Origin of the sequence: Mesorhizobium sp. M1D.F.Ca.ET.043.01.1.1, assembly GCF_003952385.1 — a bacterium.
Lineage (GTDB): Bacteria > Pseudomonadota > Alphaproteobacteria > Rhizobiales > Rhizobiaceae > Mesorhizobium.
On sequence record NZ_CP034444.1, the window covers coordinates 6,787,494 to 6,805,665 of the forward strand.

Here is an 18,172-nt window from a genome sequence, read left to right on the forward strand (position 1 = left end):
GATTTTGGTAGTGAGGGCGCTGCCTTATGTCGCCTGGAGAAACCGACCCCATGACCCTTGGAATCCGTCCGCTCGTTGCCGGCAACTGGAAAATGAACGGCACCAGCGCCTCGCTCAACGAGCTGAGGATGATCGGCAACGGCTTCATGAGCGGGCTCGATGCGGAGACCGAGGCATTGGTCTGCGTGCCGGCGACCCTGCTTCATCAGGCCGCCGAGATCCTTTCGCGCACGCCGGTTCGCGCCGGCGGCGAGGATTGCCATCCCAAGGAGAGCGGCGCCCATACGGGTGAGATTTCGGCCGAGATGCTGAAGGATGCCGGCGCCAGCCATGTCATCGTCGGCCATTCCGAGCGCCGCGAGCAGTGCGGCGACGACGACGCGATAGTCCACGCCAAGGCGTCGGCGGCCTGGCGGGCAGGGCTGGTGGCGATCATCTGCATCGGCGAGACACGCGCCGAACGCGAAGCCGGCGCGACGCTCGATGTCCTGTCGCGCCAACTCGACGGTTCCGTGCCTCCAAGCGCCACCGCCGCCAACACCATCATCGCCTACGAGCCCGTCTGGGCGATCGGCACCGGCCTGACGCCGACCGCCGCCGATGTTGCGGACGCGCATGCGCATATTCGCGGCAAGCTCATCGCGCTGCTCGGCGATGCCGCGGCCAGGATGCGCATTCTCTACGGCGGTTCGGTCAAGCCATCCAATGCGGCGGAACTGCTTGGCGTCGAGAATGTCGACGGCGCGCTGGTCGGCGGCGCAAGCCTGAAGGCCGCCGACTTCCTCGCCATTGCGGAAGCCTATATGAACATGGCGTAGCCGCAGAGGCCTTCCCACGCGGCAGAGGCAGGCTGAAATCGTTGCAATGGCCGCATTGCTCCCCATATTCCCGGCCACGGGCTTGGAAATGCCACCAAAGCATTGTAAGGAGCCGCCTCCAAATCACCGGCCGTATGCGCGGCCGCGCACGGCCTCGCCAGGATAAATTATGGAAACCGTACTGATCGTCGTTCACCTCATGGTCGTACTCGCCCTTGTCGGCGTGGTGCTGCTGCAGCGTTCCGAAGGCGGCGGTCTCGGCATCGGCGGCGGTTCCGGTTTCATGACGGCGCGGGGCGCCGCCAACGCGCTGACCCGCGCCACCGCGATCCTGGCGGCGGCTTTCTTCGTTACCTCGCTCGCGCTATCCATCCTCGCCCGCTACGGCGAGAAGCCGACCGACATTCTCGATCGGGTCCCCAGCAAGGGCGTGCTCAACCAGCTGCCGGGCGCCAATGGCCCGGTGGGCAGCTCGCAGCCGGCAGCGCCGTCGGGCGGCACGACGACCACGACGCCGCTGTCGAATGGCGGCACCACCACGGCTCCGCCCACCGTTCCCACCACGCCGGCGCCCGCGAATCCGACCACGCCGCCGGCCACGAACGGCGTTACCTTGCCGGTCACTCCGCAGGTTCCGAACCAGTAGCCAGGCAAGCATCGCCGCCGCGACCTGTTGTTCTTTGAACACAGTCGCGGCAAATGCCGCTTCATCACGAAGATTCAACCAAGCGTAGCGCGTCACTCAGCTTGAGGGCGCGCTGGCAAATCGATTATAGATTGCGCGCGGCACTTTTCGGCGTCCTTGGGGGGCGCCGGGCGACGCCGTGGGCAACTCGCATAGAAAATCGGATCTTCGCCATGCAGCTTCGCAGCTTCATCCTTTTGGGATTCTGTGCCGTATTCGGCATGGGATCCCCGGCCTTTGCCTCGCCGGCAAACCTGGCCACTTCGCCGTCGGTAGAGAAGACCGACGCAATTCCCGTCGCCGCCAAGAGCGACGCATCACAGCTGAGGCTTCTCAAGAAGAAGAAAAACCCGACCTCGGACGACCTCGCGGAGATCAAGAAGCTCGAGGCCAAGATCGCCGCCGACAGGGATGCGGCCAAGGAAAAGGCGCTCGAAGCCCGCAAGCTGGCGATGCGCGAGGCGGCCAAGGCCAAGGCCGACGCGGCCCGCCAGGAATGGCTAGTCAAGAAGGGGTCAGCTGCGTCAGCGGAAGTGGCCGATGCCAGGCCGCTCAAGAAGATCACCAGGATCATCGCGCCCCTCGAGCCAGTTTCGCCGATCCAGACCGACGAGCCCATGACAGCGGACGCCATGAACATTGCGGCCTCCGGCAACAACGGTGAGCTGCGCAGCGAACAGCCGGGGCAGAAGCGGAGCAGCGGTGGGCTGTTCGCGGGCCTGTTCGGCGGTCAGTCGGTGACCTCGATCAACTATCTGCCCGAGACCCGCGCGCTCGATTCGGCGCTCGCCAAGAAGGACGCCAAGAGGCCATTCAAGGTGAAGCCGGAATTCGTGCCGCAGGACGTCACGTTCACTGGGTACGAGCCGGGCACCATAGTCATCGACACCAGCGCCCGCCGCCTCTATCTCGTCGAGTCGTTTTCCACGGCGCGCCGCTATGCCATCGCGGTCGGCCGCGAAGGCTTGCAGTTCAAGGGTACCGTCGCCGTTGGCGACAAGCAGGAATGGCCGCGCTGGATCCCGACCCTCGACATGCAGAAGCGCGAGCCGAAGCACTATGGCCAATACAAGGACGGCATGCCCGGCGGCGGCGAGAATCCGCTCGGCGCGCGCGCCATCTACCTCTATGACGGCAAGAAGGACACGCATCTGCGCATCCACGGCACGATCGCGCCGCAGTCGATCGGAACCAGCGCTTCCAACGGCTGCTTCCGCATGATCAACGAGCACGTCATGGACCTCTACAGCCGCGTCAAGATCGGCACCAAGGTTGTTATTATATAACAACTCAGTCGTTATTATCTGACGCGTTCGCGCAAACTGCCGAAAGGGCCGGCACCGCCGGCCCTTTTGTTTTGAGTTCTTGTTTTGACGCATGTCGTTCTGCCAAAACCGCTTGGCGCTTTTGGCGACATGCTTCGCAAACGCCCACAGCGGGCACCGTCGCCATTTTGGGAAAAAGCCTTCGCGGCGGTTTTTTCTCTGGCGGAATCAATCAGGCCACGTTAAGCGATGACTCCCATGGCGCGATATGTATTCATCACTGGCGGCGTGGTTTCCTCACTCGGAAAAGGCATAGCTGCAGCAGCTCTTGGGGCTCTCTTGCAGGCGCGAGGCTATCGCGCGCGGATCAAAAAGCTCGATCCCTACCTCAATGTCGACCCTGGAACAATGTCGCCCTACCAGCACGGCGAGGTGTTCGTCACCGACGACGGCGCCGAGACCGATCTCGATCTCGGCCATTACGAGCGCTTCACCGGCCGCTCGGCCAATCAGCAGGACAACATCACCACCGGCCGCATCTACAAGAACATCATCGAGCGCGAGCGGCGCGGTGACTATCTTGGCGCTACCGTGCAGGTGATCCCGCACGTCACCGACGAGATCAAGCATTTCGTCCTCGACGGCAATGACGATTACGACTTCGTGCTCTGCGAGATCGGCGGCACCGTCGGCGACATCGAGGCGATGCCGTTCCTCGAAGCGATCCGCCAGTTGGGCAACGACCTGCCGCGCAACAACGCCGTCTATGTGCATCTGACGCTGATGCCCTACATTCCGACCGCAGGCGAGCTGAAGACCAAGCCGACGCAGCATTCGGTCAAGGAATTGCGCGGCATCGGCATCGCGCCCGATATTCTTCTGGTGCGCGCCGACCGGCCGATCCCCAAGGAAGAGCGCCGAAAGCTCTCGCTGTTCTGCAACGTGCGCGAAAGCGCCGTCATCCAGGCACTCGACGTGCCGCACATCTACGACGTGCCAATGGCCTACCACAAGGAGGGGCTGGATTCGGAAGTGCTCGCCGCCTTCGGCATCGACCCGGCGCCGAAGCCGCGCATGGAGCCCTGGCAGGCGCTCTCCAGCCGTATCCACAACCCGGAAGGCGAGGTGACGATTGCCGTCGTGGGCAAATATACCGGCCTCAAGGATGCCTATAAATCGCTGATCGAGGCGCTCTCGCATGGCGGCCTCGCCAACCGCGTCAAGGTCAAGCTCGACTGGATCGAGAGCGAGATCTTCGAGAAGGAAGACCCCGCACCCTGGCTGGAAAAGGTGCATGGCATCCTCGTTCCCGGAGGTTTCGGCGAGCGCGGTTCGGAAGGCAAGATCCTGGCGGCAAAATTCGCGCGCGAGCGCAAGGTGCCTTATTTCGGCATCTGCTTCGGCATGCAGATGGCCTGCATCGAGGCGGCGCGGTCGCTCGCCGGCGTCGAGCATGCGTCGTCGACCGAGTTCGGCCCGACCGAGGAGCCCGTCGTCGGCCTGATGACCGAGTGGCTGAAGGGCAACATGCTGGAAAAGCGCAGGGCCACCGGCGATCTCGGCGGTACGATGCGGCTCGGCGCCTACCAAGCCGATCTCGCCAAGGGTTCGAAGATCGCCGAGATCTACGGCGACACGCAGATCTCCGAGCGCCACCGGCACCGCTACGAGGTGAATGTCGACTACAAGCAGCGGCTCGAGGATTGCGGCCTGGTGTTTGCCGGCATGTCGCCGGACGGCGTGCTGCCGGAGACGGTCGAATATCCCGATCATCCCTGGTTCATCGGCGTGCAGTACCACCCGGAACTGAAGAGCCGGCCGCTCGAACCGCATCCGCTGTTCGCCAGCTTCATCTCGGCCGCGGTGGAACAGTCGCGCCTCGTTTGATGCGGACATACATCGCGCTGCTCTACAGCATCCTCCTCGGCGAGGGACGGCGGGTCGTCATGGCCGACCTCAAGGCGATGGCCGAAGGCGTCGGCCTGAAGAACGTCCGCACGCTGGTGGCGACGGGCAATCTGGTCTTCGAGGCGCGGACGGCCAAGATTTCCGGTCTCGAGCATCGGCTGGAGAAGGCCTTCGAAGAGACCTTCGGCCGTCATGTCGACATTATCGTGCGCGGCGCCGAGGACTGGCTGAAGCTCGCGGCCAGCAATCCGTTTCCGGCCGAGTCAGCCGATACCCGGTGATCAGGTCGCGGTGCGCGTGATGCGCAGCCCGGCGCCGGCCGAGGCCGTTGCGGCGCTGCATTCCTATGCTGCCGAGCATGAAAAGGTGGCTTCGGTCGACGGCGATATCTGGCTTGTGTTTTCGCGCGAGCGGCCGAGTTCGCGGCTGCTTGCAGCGGCAAACCACAAGCGCATGGGCGTCGGCACTTCCCGCAACTGGAATACGGTGCGCAGGCTGGCGGAGATGGTGAAGGGAATAGGGGAATAGGGGAATAGGGGAATAGGGGAATAGGGGAATAGGGGAATAGGGGAATAGGGGAATAGGGCTCGCCTGCTCCCCTACTTACCTGCTCCCTTACTCCCCCAATTCTCAGGCCTTCGCCGTCCGGGCGCCTGCGCCCAGCGCCACGGTGCGCAGCACGTAGTAGACGGCGCCCGCGATCGCCACGCCGAAGAACCAGCCATAGACGCCCCACCAGGACGGCAGCCAGTTGGTGAAGTTGGGCAGGATCGAGGAGAAGATCGCGCCGATGCCGGCGGCGATGAAGGCGTTGACGTGCCAGCCGCCCTGGAAGCGGAACTCGCCGTCCTCCCGGTAGAGCGCGTTGACGTCGACCTCGCCCTTACGGATCAGATAGTAGTCGACCATCATCACGCCGAAGATCGGCCCCATCGTCGCGCCGATGATGTTGACGAAGGAGGCTGCGCTGCCTTCCCACGGCGCGAAGGGATAGAGCACAAGCGCAATCAACGCAGCGATATAGCCGCCCTTCTTGAAGTCGATCTGGCGCGGGAAGACGTTGGAGAAGTCGAAGGCCGGCGAGACGAAGTTCGCCACGACGTTGATGCCGAGGGTCGCCACCGCGAAGGTCAGCGCTGCGAGAGCCGCCAGGAACCAGCTGTCGAACTTTGCCGAGATCTGGTCGGGATGCAGCAGCACCTCGTGGTATACGTCGTAGGCGGCGATCGTGGTGACGCCGGCGACCAGCGAGAACAGGATCAGGTTGACGGGCAGGCCCCAGATGTTGCCCTTGCGCAGCGCCGCATTGTCCGGCGCGTAGCGGGCGAAATCGCAGAAGTTGAGATAGAGAGCCGAGAAATAGGTCACCCAGATCGCCGCCACCGCGAACAGCGCGGTCCACGATCCCGGTTCTCCCGGCACGCCGGCATCCTTGGTCTTGTCGAGCAGCACGTCCATCGGGATGTCGCTGGTGAAGGCGAAGGTGCCCGACTTCACGCACAGATAGATCGCCAGGATCAGCATCATCACCCACACGGCGGGGCCGGCCCAATCCTGGAAGCGGCGCACCGTTTCCATGCCCTTCTGGATGATCAGGAGCTGCAGCGCCCAGATGACGACGAAGCAGATCACCTCCAGCGTGGAATGGCCGAGCAGATGCGAGGTCTGGTTGAATTCATTGAACCACTGCAGCCGGGTCAGCAGCGCGACGATCGCGCCCGATGCGGCGGCTGTCTGCGCGCCGTACCAGAAGCAGGCGACGACGGCGCGCACCAGCGCCGGGATGTTGGCGCCCCAGATGCCGAAGGAGGCGCGCGCGAGCACGGGGTAGGGCACCCCGGTCTTCACGCCGGCATAGCCGACCAGGTTCATCAGCGCGTAGATGATCAGCGAGCCGATGCCGATGGCGATGATGAAGTTGACGAAGCCGCCGCAGAACAGGAACAGACTGGCGGCGAGATAGTAGCCCCAGAGACTGTGGACGTCGGAGGTCCAGACGTTGAAGATCGAAAACGGCCCCCAGTTCCTGACCGTTGCCGGAGCCAGATCCTCGTTGTAGAGGCCGGGCGATGCGCCTTGTATGGTCATTGCAAGTGTTCCCCTTTTTGCAAAACGCGCCCTGACGCGTTAACTGTCGAGGTTAAGCCTGACGTCGGGGAACCGACAAGCAACCCATTTGCCGGCTTTGGCCTTAAAGTCATTCAATGAGAATCGCGCTTCTCGTTGCGCCAAAAGAGGAATCGCCTTTATTGAGTCGGCTGCCGAACAGCCCGCTGAGTCGCGTTCTATCCAGTTCCGAACTTTTTCGGCCGGCAACCAAATTTGTTTGGAACCAAACCGCCGGACGTGCGTTTAATGCGGTTCGGCCGCGATGCGGTCGGCCGGGAGGATAATGATGGATCGCTTGCATTTCTTTACCCCAGTGCGGATTGCGCGTGGGCAGGGATACCCCTTGGAGGAAGTCGACAGCGTCTCCGAAGCAATGGTGTTCCTGCGGAAGTGGCCAACGGGAAGACGCGGCCCCGTTTATCAATGCGCCGTGAATTGCTGCTCGGCGGCTGTGGCTGGCAAGATGTCGGCCGAGGAGGCGAGGAAGGCCTTCGTCGGCTTTGCCCGCATCACCCGGATACTCGACGACGACATGGCGCTGCCTCTGGGCGGCGCGTCCATGGACAACGTCTACGCTCTGAGGCGATAGCACCGTCCCAATCCTCCGGCAGCCTCGGCTGCCGGCTGGATTGACGAGACGCCGGCCCGAGGCCGACGGTCGATGTTGTTTTGTCTTCAATTCTCCCTGAAGGAGCGTGTCAGCGAGGCCTCGACCGGGGCCACCATGTAGTCGAGCAAAGTGTGCTCTCCGGTCAGGATCATGACTTCGGCCGGCATGCCGGGGGACACGCGGATATCATGCAGCTCCGCGAGATCGGCCGCGTCGACCTTGACCTTGGCAAGGAAATACGGCTCGCCGGTCCTCTCGTCCGTCAGCCGGTCGGCCGACACCGAGGTGAGCAGGCCATGAATCTGCGGCAAATGCCTGCTCGGATAGGCCGTCAGCACCACGCGGGCCGGCATGTCCGGATGCACCACGTCGATGTCCGTAGGCCTGATGCGGGAATCGATCACCAGATTGGGCTCGTTGGGAACGATATCGAGAAGCGGCTGGCCGCTGGAGATCACGCCCGATTCCGTTGTTACCCGCAGGTTCATCACCGTTCCGGCGATCGGCGCGACGATATCCGTTCTTGCCAGCACGTCCTGGCGTGAGGGCAATTGGCTGCGCAGTTCGGCGAGGTCCGTGCGCGCCTTGGCAAGGTCCTCGGCGGCGGTCTCGCTGTCCTGCTGGCGCAGGTTGAGCAACTGGAACTCGGTCTCACCGATCTGCTGATCGTTCTTTGCCACTTGCGCCCGGTTCGATGCCTGGTTGGCGCGGATGTCGGCCTGCGAGCGCTGCAGCGCCAATATCCGCGGCAGGCGCTCCAGCCCTTTCTTGTACATCTCCTGCGCGGAGGCGATCTCCTGGTCGATCAGGCTGAGCTGCTCGGCCTCGGCCGCCATGACGTCCCTTGCCCCGGTGCTCTGCTCCTGGATCTGGGCGATGCGCTTGTTGAGGATCTGCGTGCGGCCCGCACGGGTAGCCAGGCGGCTGTCGAGCAGCGCCTGCTCCTCGACCACGACTTTTCGCGCCATGTCGCTGTCGATCGACGTCAGTTCCTTGGGAAAGGGGATCCGGTCCTGGCCGGCGAGCTCCGCGACCAGGCGCGCCTCGGTCGCCAGCAGTCGGATATAGCGTCCCTCCACCTCGTCGTAGCGCCCTTGCGCGTCGGTCGTCTTGAGGCTGATCAGCACCTGGCCGGCGCTGACCTTGTCGCCTTCCTTCACATGGATGATCCCGATGATGCCGCCCTCAAGATGCTGCACGGTCTTGCGATAGCCTTCCGGGCTGACCACGCCATTGGCGACGACCGCACTTGCCAGAAGCGCGACGCTCGCCCATGCGGCAATGCCGCCGACGAAGACGATAGCCGAAACGTAGCCCAGCATGCGCGCCGGCCTGGTCCGTTGATTGAGGTCGCGCTTGCTGGCTTCGAGGGCGGGCGAGCGCCGGCGAAACAGCCGCGAGATCAGCAACAGTACAAGCGCGCCGGCAGCCGCCATCATGGCGAGACGCGTCGGCTGGTTCAGCCCGTCGAACCAGGTCGATGCCGCGGCGGTCAGAACGCCGGCGGAAACGGCCAACCTGTCGCCCAGCTCGCGCAGGCTGTCCACCAGTCCGGCCAGCATCGTTGAGAAATCGCCAAATCGCTCGTTCATGGCTCACTCCACCGCCTTCAGGTTCGCGGCCGCATTGGCGGCAATCTTGTCCCGTATTGCCGACGGCACCGGAATGCGCCTGGGCTGGCCTGCCAGCGCGCCGAGCACTTCGTCGCGCGGGCCGAACATCGCGACGGATCCATCGCGGAGGAAGACGACATGATCGGCCGTGCGCAGAAGGTTGGTCTGATGGCTGACGACAACGACCGTGCGGCCGCGCTCCTTCAACTGCTGAAGCACGTTGAACAGCGCCACCTCGCCTTCGCCGTCGAGGCCGGTGTTCGGCTCGTCGAGAACGACCAGCGGCGGGTCGCCGAACAGCGCCCGGGCCAGCGCGATGCGCTGGCGCTGGCCGCGCGAGATCCGGGCCCCATGCGGTCCGACCTCGGTCCGATATCCGTTCGGCAGCCGCAGGATCATCTCGTGGATGCCCGCGAGCTGCGCCGCGGCGATGACGGCCTCGCTGTCGACATCGCGAAGGCGCGCGATGTTCTCGGCGATCGTTCCCGGGAACAATTCGACCTGTTGCGGCAGGTAGCCGATATGCTGGCCGAGCTCGTCCGAGGGCCAGTTCCACACCTCCGCGCCATCCAGCCTGACATGGCCGAGCGAAGGCCGCATCGTGCCGACGATGAGACGGCACAGCGTAGTCTTGCCGGAGCCGGACGAGCCGATCACACCGCAGGTCTGGCCGGGCTCGACACCGAAGCTTATCGCGTTCAGCAGGGCCTGTGAGTTTCCCGGCACGTAGTAGTGCAGGCCTTCGAGTTTCAGCCGGCCCTGCGGGCGCGGCAAGGTGACGCCGGCCTTCCGCGTCGCCTCGCTGTCGAAAAGGCTGATCAGGTTGCGGCGCGCGGTTCGCGCGCTGAGCAGGCTGCGCCAGGCGCCGATCGAGCGCTCGATTGGCGCCAGCGCACGACTGAGCAGGATGGAAGCCGCGATCATCGACCCGCCCGTCAGTTCGCGGCGCAGGACGAAATAGGCGCCGAGCCCCAGCACGGCCACCTGGAGGGCGAGACGCAGCGAGCGCGACAGGCTGCCAATGACGGTGGTGCGATGGAAAATCCGGGACTGGAGATGCGTCAGCGACTGCTGGTTCTGCTCCCAGCGCAGCAGCGCCGGCTCGGACATGCCGAGCGAGCGCAGGGTTTCCGCGCCATCGATGAATTGACCCACGGCGGCCTGGCTGCGGCGCAGCCCCGCGGCCGCCTCCTGGCCCTTGCGGCGGGTGAGGAAGTCGTTGGCTAAAGCGCAGCAGAACAGGAGCACGGCGCCGGCGACGCCGAGCATGCCCAATGCCGGATGCAGGAACCACATGAACGCCAAAAAGACGGGTGTCCATGGCGCGTCGAGAAAGGTCAGTATGCCGTCGCCGGCAATGAAGCTGCGCAGATCCCCAACGTCCTTCAGCCCCGCCTCGAGGTTGCTGCCGGCCAGCCGCGCCTCCATGGCGCGTTCGATCACGGGCACGCTGAGCTGGTCGTCCAGCCACTGGCTTATATGCCCGAGCATCATCCGGCGGGCGTGTTCCAGCAGGCCATAGACGGCGATGGCGCCGATGACGGCCAGAGTTAGCCACAGCAGCGTGTCCATCGAGCCGCTCGAAAGCACCCTGTCGTAGATCTGCAGCATGTAGACGGTGCTGGCGAGCAGGAGGATGTTGGTAAGCAGGCTGAAAAGGAGGAGGGCGGGCGCCTGACGGCGCGCCAGACGCATCACATCCTGGAATTGCGGTCTTGGTTGCATCGCGGAACCCCCCCGTTTCGAAGCTTTTGCGAGTGACCGGCCGGGCGCTCGACCGCGCCTGGCCGGAGACGGTACGGGGGCAGCCTTAGCTGCCCCCCGCTGGTCGAGTGTCAGGCGATGTCGACGAAGATGTGCTGGACGGTGGTCATATCGCCGTCCGCGTCCGCCACCTGGACGCCAAAGTCGAGATGCGCGTCCGGTGTCGAAGTCTGCGTCGTGGTGAAGCCGATATCCGTGATCTTCAGCACGTCATTGTCGACGGCGTCGAAGCTGACCAGCCCGCCGGTTGCATTGCTGCCGCCGCCGGCGCCAGTCGCCCCGTTCAGGGCGATCGCCGCGTGGAGAGGGTCTTGGCCAGTGATGCCGTTGCCCGACTGCATGATCTGGACACCCTGCAGCACGTAGTCTTCGCCGGCCGCGTTGTAATCGTTCCGCTCGATGATCAGGAGGCCGTCATTGTTGTCGAGCGTGAACTCGCTGCTGTACGGGGCCGGCACTTGGCCTGTCTTGAAGATGTCGGCGTTCTCCGCGTAGATAGCCCGCGTGATCGAGGTATCGTCCGCGGTGCCGACGATGTTGTCGGCACCATCGTTGACCAGGTTGAGGATGAGCATCAGATCCTCGCTGTTGCCGATGCCGTCGAATTTGATGGCCATGTCGCCGGCGCCCGCCGTCGGGGCGATTGCCTCGGTCGCAATACCGACATCGCTACTGAAGAACCGCAACGTCAGCAGTTCACCTTTCTGGATCGTGTCGCCAGCGACACCGTTGGTGCTCTGTGTCGCAGATACCCAGGTTTCGTTGGCGTTGCTCACCATCTGGTGGAGATCGGGAGTGAAGGTGGAGTCGAAGGGGTTGGATTTCCCCTGGCCATTGTCCGTCAACCCAAACGGGTTGGTTTTGTTGACCAAGTTACCCGTGAACTGCACGAAAAAGCCGTCGTGAGCTTGGGTGTTGGGATCATCCGCCAGCAATGTTTCCAACACGATCTTGGGGTGGCCCGTGTTGCTGGTGGGCTGCTTGGACACGAGCTCGGCGGTGTGGAGAACGTCGAAGCTGAAGCCTTCGAGCGTGTTGGTCAGGGTGATGGTGTAGCTGTCGTTGTCCTTGTCGAAGACGAGGGTGCCTGCTGCCGTGCCCGGCTGATTGCCAGCCGTGTTCGGGTCGCTGTCGTACGAGATTTGCCAGTTGAATGTTGCCTCGGTCGCGCTTTCCGACTGGAGCGTGGCGGACGAGCTAATGAACGAGGTCGTGCCTGGTGCCGGCACAAGGCCGGTGAGGTTACCCCCAAGGCTGATCTGGATGCCGGGCGTCACGGTGTCCTGGTCGACAAAGTCCGAATGCGTGGCATCGTAGAACGTGGCCAGGCGAGCATCGGCGCCGACGTCGTAGCCGAAGGCTCCGCTGGCCTCCGCGCCAGTCGTGTTGGCCAGAGTCTCGTGAGTACCATCGCTACCACCACCTGATGCATCACCGTCGAACGGCACCGTGATCGTGGGGCCGTCGTCCTCGAAGGTGAAGGCGGTGCCGATATTGGCGGTTGCGTCGGCGGTGTCGCCGTCACCGTCGGTGATGGTCGCCTTCAACGTCACCAGGTCGGCAGCGGCAAGTGTCGCCGCCGAAGTGCCGCTTTCCACCGGATCGAGCGGATCGTCATGGATGATCGCGCGGTCCTGGGTCAGTGTCACCTCGCCGGTGTTCGCATCGACGCTGATCACGAAGGCAACAGTGCTCGTGTCGTTCTCAAGATAGCCTTCGACCTGGCCATTAACGAGGCGCAGCAGAATGTTGTCGCCGCTGAGCGTGTCGTCGAGACCGCTGTCGACAGTGGCGCCGCTTTTGACGCCTAACTCATAGGTGATGGCGTCGCCGTCGGTACCGGGATCGGTGGTGAAGACGGATGCGAAGCTTGTCGATGTGGTATCGGAAAGATCCGAATCGTCGGTGGTCAGCGTCGGAACGGTGCCGTCCGCCGTGATGCTCGGCCCATCGTCCCTGATCTGCACCTTGTCGCCGATGGCGATGCTGGTCTCGTCGCTGTCGCCGTCGCCATCGTCGGCGGTGACCACGGCCAGCAGCACGCCGTCGTTCATCGTCTGCACGTCGTCGGGATCACCGGTGTCGCCGTGCGCAATAGCGATGTATTGGGCGATGCTGAGGATGCCGTTGTCGTCGATCGAGACGGCAATAGCCACCGCGTCGTTTGAGTCGACGCTGTTATCGTCATTGGCATCGACGCGGCCGACGACGAGGCCGCCCTCGAGATTGAGCAGGATGTTATGGCCGTCGAGCGAATCGAAACCGGAATCGGCATTCGCCGCGCTGACGTCGAGCGACAGCGTCTCCGTGCCTCCGTCGGCGCCGAGGCTTGAGTTGGGTGTGACCACGGCGGAGGCGCTGGCTGCCCAGCCGATGGCCGTACCAAGCCCCGAGAAGGCGCCGGGCAAGGAGGCGAGGGGCTGGTCGTCCGAACTGGCGTCGACGCCGGCCGTTTCGTCATGCAGCACCTTGGCGTCTTCTTCGGTCAAACCCGCCGTCGGCCCGTCGTCATCGAAGTTGATGAACGAGCCCACCTCCTCGGTGTGGGCGTTGGTGGTCGTCGCCTTGAAATGGAACTCGGTGATGTCGCACCCCTCGTTCGCATCGACACCCGCGACCGTCATCCGATCCATCGGGGTGGCGGTGGTGATATCGACAGTCGTGACGTTGTCCAGGCCGGTGATGGTGACGGCGTTGCCTGTGCCCTCGAGCCCAGACACGTGGATGGTGCCGCTTCCCGTGACATAGTCGCCATTTAAGGTGATCGTGCCGACATACCCCGACGTGCCCGCCAACTTGATGCTGGTGATGTCAACGGGGTTGGTCGTGGTGCCATCAAAGAAATCCGAGCCTTGCTGGTTGGCCGTATTGTTGTAGGCCGTGATTGTGATATCCACCCGCTTAGCCGGCTGGGAAGGCGTGATCTGGTTGATCGTGAAGCCGGCCTCCGTGATCGTCTCGATATGGCTGTCATACTGGATTTGTGAAGCGGAGCCTGCGTTCAGGTCGCCGCCGGTCACAAAATCGACCTGCAGCGTTTCGCCCGGATTGATGCTCTGATTGTTGATGCCGAAGCCCTGTGTACTGACGTTGGCAGTGCCGCCGTTCAGACCAATCACCAGAAGCTGCTTGGAAGCGTCATCGGGCGAATTGATCAGATAGAAATCATGATTGCCGGGAGCGGCGTTCGCGCCCGAGAAACCGATCTGAGCGGTTCCCGTGATCGATGCGAACACGTGGTCGGTCAGATCGATGCGGTCGTCCGGATCGCCCGTGTCCGGATTCAGCAACGCCACATACTGAACCAGGTAGAGGTCCGCATTGGTGTTGCTGGTGGGATCGAGCCCAAACGAGAAGGCGAGATCGCCGCCCTCATCGGGCTCGGCGGTCGGGTCGGAGGTGCCAATGACGCCGATCACGACATCTGGATTGGTCGAGTCCTGGAACAGCCAGACATAATTGCCATCGACCGTCTGGATGTCGGTGAGTACGCCGTCGGTGGTGGAAAACGCCGTTCCCGACAAGTCCTGGGTGAGGACGACTGAGGTGATGGTTTCTCCGGGGTCCCCCGAAGCCACCACGAAGTCGGCCTGGTAGGCGGTTTCCAGTGGAGTGCCGAGGCCCAGGAGATGTAACAATGTGAGGTTGGTATTGCCGGTCGGGTCAATATCACTGGGCTGCTGGAGACCGGTGGTTTCGTCGATGATGATGTCTTGGGCTGTGATGTCGAGTGCCATTGCAAATTCTCCCTGGTTTCAATGCGACAGGCGCGGTATCAGCCCCAACGCTGGCGACCGGTCGCATGGGCGCGCATCCGCTGGCTGAGGCCAGCGCTGCGCGTCATCGTTAAAAGGAAACTGGAGTTTGTTTGACGCTCGGGGTAGAGGGTGTTGAGGGGGCCGCCGCGCCCCCGCTCCATGCCCCGTCAGGCAATTCTGGGCGGATGCGTCCTACGCGCATCGGTGACCCACCAACGGCGGGCACCAAGGATCAACAATGAGGGCATACTCAACCCCGCCCCTCTTCAACAGGCATTGACTGCCTGTACGCCTCCCGCTCAGAACTTGAGCACGAAAAGTTTACTCTTATTTGTGGAAAGTTAAAATCGGACCGTTGCTTTTTTACAAAAAGTGTGACGCCAAAAATAGTCCAATCGATCTTGGGACCTTTGTCCCTGTTCATTCGAACTATATGAAACTAAAAGAAAATTTCGCGACCCGCATCTACCAAATATGGATGATGATGCAGCAGAAAGAACTCAAAAAGGCGATGCAACCACTGCTTGCTATAGCACCAATGATGGATTGGACGGACCGGCACTGCCGGTTCTTCCACCGCCGGCTGACGCGCCGGGCGCTGCTCTACACCGAGATGGTCGTGGCCGACGCCGTCATCCATGGCGCACGCGAGCGGCTGCTTGGATTCGACGATGCCGAGCATCCGGTTGCGCTGCAGCTTGGCGGCTCGGATCCGCGAAAGCTTGCCGAAGCGGCGGTGATCGGCGAGGCGTTCGGCTACGACGAGATCAACCTCAATGTCGGCTGCCCGTCCGACCGCGTCCAGTCGGGCACGTTCGGCGCCTGCCTGATGAAGACGCCGGCGCTGGTGGCGGACTGCGTCGCGGCGATGAAGGCGGCGGTGAGGATTCCGGTCACAGTCAAATGCCGCATCGGCGTCGACGACCAGGACCCCGAGCCTGCGCTCGACACGCTCGCCGACGGCGTGCTGGCGGCGGGCGCCGATGCGCTCTGGGTGCATGCCCGCAAGGCGTGGCTGGAGGGGCTGAGCCCCAAGGAAAATCGCGAGATCCCGCCGCTCGACTATCCGCGCGTCTACCGGCTCAAAGCCAGGAAGCCGAACCAATTCATCGGCATCAATGGCGGCATTCAAGCGCTCGATGAGGTTTCGGAGCATCTCGGCCATGTCGACGGCGCCATGCTCGGCCGCGCGGCCTATCACACGCCCGGCATCCTCACCGGGATCGATGCCGCATTCTACGGCGAGGCGCCGGTCGCTTTCGACTACGCGGCGCTCATGGATGCAATGGCCGGCTACGCCGCGCGCCATATCGAGAAGGGCGGGCGGCTCGGTCATGTCACGCGCCATATGGTCGGGCTGTTCCACGGCCTTCCCGGCGCGCGCCGCTACCGGCAGATCCTGTCCACCGACGCCAACAAACCCGGCGCCGGGCCGGAGGTGCTGAAGACGGCGTTCGCGGCAATCGATTTTGCGGCGGAGGCCGAGGCAGCCTGAGCCGGGTTCAATCCCGAAGGATCATGCGGTCGCCGCGCACGTCGAAGCCCGAGAGCGAGCTGATGAAGTTCATGCCGAGCAGGCTTTGCTCGAGCATGCCGGGCGCCGCGACCATGACCGGCATATCCTTGCGTACGATGCCGCCGATCGCGACCTCGCCGATCCTGACAGTGGCGGCACGCGCCATGCCGTTGGCGGTCGAGACGTCCACCGTGTAGCTGAGCGTGGCCGGGTTGAAGCCGGCCGCCTGGGCGTCCTCCGCCGTCAGCACCGTGCTGGTAGCGCCGGTATCGACCACGGTCCGCACCGGCGCGCCGTTGACGAGAATTCGCGCTTCGAAATGGCCATTGTCGGCCTTGTCGAGCGTCACGGTGGCGCGGCCATTGTCCACGCCGAGCGCCAGCGGGCTTCCCGGGACAAGGCCGGCCGTCACGCGGCTGGCAACGTCCTGCAGCTCGTAGCGATATTGGTAGCCGGCGATCAGCGCCAGCACGATTGCCGCCCAGACGCCGAGATTGCGTGCCATGTCGCCGAGCGGCCGGCCCGAGCGGACGAGGCTGGCGCCGATCACCGCTACCAGGACACCAACCCAGATCAACCGGCTGAAATCGTGGTTCTCGATGCCGAAGGTGCGGCCGGCGGAATCGTTCATCATCAGCAGGATCACTCCGGCGCCGATCACCAGCATGACGATCCAGAACAGGCGGTTCATGACCAACCCCTTCTCACGGCCAGCTCTTCACAGCATGTCACGCTCGCGCGCCATGCGGGCGCGCCGCGTCTCGCGCCGTGGCCGGCGTTCGACCGTCTGCAGCCGCGCCGGCAATTCGGCCATGACCGCACGCCGGACTTCCGGCGTCATTGCGATCCAGCCGGCGATCTCGTCGCGCGTGCGGCCGCACCCGAAACAGAAGCCGGTTTTCATGTCGATCGAGCAGACGAGTATGCAGGGAGACTCGATGGCGGTCATGCTGTTCTCTTGCCTTCACCCCACATGGTGCAACCGCAAAGCCAATGCAAGCCCTCCGCAATGCGCCGCCGACCGGCGCTTTCGCGGCATCGCCGGGGCGGTTGTGCCGGACGGTGAAGGCGGCTATGCCGCTGCCTGTTCCCCGCAAAGAGACAGCATCCGACATGACCGCAAAGCCTTTCGATGATTTCCGCACCCTCCTGGCGACGCTGCCGCCGGCGGATGCTGCCGCCGACGCCCGCGTCCGCGCGCTGTTTGCCAGGGCCGACAAGCCGAAAGCCTCGCTGGGCCGGATCGAGGACATCGCGGCCTGGCTCGCCGCGTGGAGCGGGCGCGCGCCGCCGGCCGTCAACCGGCCGCTGGTGGCGATCTTCGCCGGCAATCACGGCGCTGTGAGGCACGCCATCTCGCCGCGGCCGGTTTCGGCGACCGCCAATGCCGTTGAACTCTGCGCTGCCGGAGGTGCGGCGATCAACCAGATCTGCATCGCCTACGATCTCGGCCTGAAGGTCTTCGACCTGGCGCTGGACATTCCGACCGGCGACATCACGCAAGAAGCGGCGCTCGACGAGCGCGGCTGCGCCGCGACCATGGCCTTCGGCATGGAAGCGGTCGCCGGCGGCGCCGACCTTCTTTGCCTTGGCGATCTCGGTGTCGGCAATTCGACTATTGCGGCCGCGCTCAGCGCGGCGCTGTTCGGCGGCAAGGGCGCCGGCTGGGTCGGACCGGGATCGGGGGCCGATGCGGCGATGATGGCGCGCAAGGCGGAAACGGTCGATCGGGCGCTGGCCTTCCACGGCGCCGGCCTCGGTGACCCGCTCGAGGCGTTGCGCCGGGTCGGCGGCCGCGAGTTCGCGGCGATCTGCGGCGCCGTCCTCGCCGCGCGCATGCAGAAGATCCCGGTGCTTCTCGACGGCTTCGTGGCGACGGCTGCCGCCGCGGTTCTGCACAAAGCCAATCCTTCCGCCATCGACCATTGCCTGCTTGCCAGCCTGTCGCCGGAGCCCGGTCATGCCAAGGTCGCCGAACGGCTTGGGCTGGAGCCACTGCTCGATCTCGGTGTCGGTCACGGCGAAGGGGTGGGGGCCGGGCTGGCGGCCGGGCTGGTCAAGGCGGCGGCGCTCACCAGTTCGGGCATGGCGGCGGCGGTGCGGCCCTAACAGCGTCCCGGGGCTAG

General features: G+C 64.1%; 13 protein-coding genes and 1 pseudogene. 8 read left to right on the plus strand and 6 right to left on the minus strand.

From position 1 onward, the window contains the following. The first annotated feature begins 50 nt into the window (after nucleotides 1–50). The 5 genes and pseudogenes from tpiA (at nucleotide 51) to EJ067_RS32755 (ending at nucleotide 5,204) form a co-directional block, all read left to right on the plus strand. A complete protein-coding gene (tpiA, locus tag EJ067_RS32735) occupies nucleotides 51–818 on the plus strand; it encodes a triose-phosphate isomerase (RefSeq protein WP_126089198.1) in 768 nt (255 codons plus the stop codon). 169 nt (nucleotides 819–987) lie between these two features. Beyond that, nucleotides 988–1,464 (plus strand): preprotein translocase subunit SecG, encoded by a 477-nt coding sequence (gene secG, locus EJ067_RS32740; protein WP_126089199.1) that lies wholly within the window; start codon nucleotides 988–990, stop codon nucleotides 1,462–1,464. 212 nt (nucleotides 1,465–1,676) lie between these two features. Then, nucleotides 1,677–2,789 (plus strand): L,D-transpeptidase, encoded by a 1,113-nt coding sequence (locus EJ067_RS32745; RefSeq protein WP_126089200.1) that lies wholly within the window; start codon nucleotides 1,677–1,679, stop codon nucleotides 2,787–2,789. Nucleotides 2,790–3,017: 228 nt separating this feature from the next. Then, nucleotides 3,018–4,655, plus strand: coding sequence for a CTP synthase (locus tag EJ067_RS32750; RefSeq protein ID WP_126089201.1), 1,638 nt, complete (start codon nucleotides 3,018–3,020; stop codon nucleotides 4,653–4,655). Beyond that, nucleotides 4,655–5,204, plus strand: a pseudogene (locus EJ067_RS32755) (DUF1697 domain-containing protein). Before EJ067_RS32750 ends, EJ067_RS32755 begins: the two are co-directional and overlap by 1 nt. 102 nt (nucleotides 5,205–5,306) lie before the next feature. Here the strand turns inward: EJ067_RS32755 and EJ067_RS32760 are convergent. Then, complete coding sequence (locus EJ067_RS32760; protein WP_126089202.1) at nucleotides 5,307–6,764, minus strand: NCS1 family nucleobase:cation symporter-1; 1,458 nt, start codon at nucleotides 6,762–6,764, stop codon at nucleotides 5,307–5,309. 307 nt (nucleotides 6,765–7,071) lie between these two features. On the opposite strand from EJ067_RS32760, the gene EJ067_RS32765 reads away from it, so the two are divergent. After that, nucleotides 7,072–7,374 (plus strand): DUF982 domain-containing protein, encoded by a 303-nt coding sequence (locus EJ067_RS32765; RefSeq protein ID WP_126089203.1) that lies wholly within the window; start codon nucleotides 7,072–7,074, stop codon nucleotides 7,372–7,374. Nucleotides 7,375–7,460: 86 nt separating this feature from the next. On the opposite strand, the gene EJ067_RS32770 is transcribed toward EJ067_RS32765, so the two are convergent. The 3 genes from EJ067_RS32770 to EJ067_RS32780 all read right to left on the minus strand — a co-directional run bounded on the left by EJ067_RS32770 (nucleotide 7,461) and on the right by EJ067_RS32780 (nucleotide 14,509). Further along, nucleotides 7,461–8,987, minus strand: a complete 1,527-nt coding sequence (locus EJ067_RS32770) for an HlyD family type I secretion periplasmic adaptor subunit (protein WP_126089204.1) — start codon at nucleotides 8,985–8,987, stop codon at nucleotides 7,461–7,463. A 3-nt stretch (nucleotides 8,988–8,990) separates the two neighbouring features. Continuing rightward, complete coding sequence (locus EJ067_RS32775; protein ID WP_245468100.1) at nucleotides 8,991–10,733, minus strand: type I secretion system permease/ATPase; 1,743 nt, start codon at nucleotides 10,731–10,733, stop codon at nucleotides 8,991–8,993. A gap of 110 nt (nucleotides 10,734–10,843) precedes the next feature. Next, on the minus strand, nucleotides 10,844–14,509 hold the full coding sequence (locus tag EJ067_RS32780) for a DUF5801 repeats-in-toxin domain-containing protein (protein WP_126089205.1): 3,666 nt from the start codon (nucleotides 14,507–14,509) through the stop codon (nucleotides 10,844–10,846). 559 nt (nucleotides 14,510–15,068) lie between these two features. Here EJ067_RS32780 and dusA point away from each other — a divergent pair. After that, complete coding sequence (gene dusA / locus EJ067_RS32785) at nucleotides 15,069–16,025, plus strand: tRNA dihydrouridine(20/20a) synthase DusA (RefSeq protein ID WP_245468101.1); 957 nt, start codon at nucleotides 15,069–15,071, stop codon at nucleotides 16,023–16,025. A 7-nt stretch (nucleotides 16,026–16,032) separates the two neighbouring features. On the opposite strand, the gene EJ067_RS32790 is transcribed toward dusA, so the two are convergent. Continuing rightward, a complete protein-coding gene (locus EJ067_RS32790; RefSeq protein WP_126089207.1) occupies nucleotides 16,033–16,737 on the minus strand; it encodes a TIGR02281 family clan AA aspartic protease in 705 nt (234 codons plus the stop codon). Between the two features lie 27 nt (nucleotides 16,738–16,764). Continuing rightward, nucleotides 16,765–16,995, minus strand: coding sequence for a DUF1289 domain-containing protein (locus EJ067_RS32795; protein WP_126089208.1), 231 nt, complete (start codon nucleotides 16,993–16,995; stop codon nucleotides 16,765–16,767). Nucleotides 16,996–17,159: 164 nt separating this feature from the next. Here EJ067_RS32795 and EJ067_RS32800 point away from each other — a divergent pair, with 164 nt between their 5' ends. After that, nucleotides 17,160–18,155, plus strand: coding sequence for a nicotinate-nucleotide--dimethylbenzimidazole phosphoribosyltransferase (locus EJ067_RS32800; RefSeq protein ID WP_126089209.1), 996 nt, complete (start codon nucleotides 17,160–17,162; stop codon nucleotides 18,153–18,155). The last annotated feature ends 17 nt before the right edge of the window (nucleotides 18,156–18,172 follow it).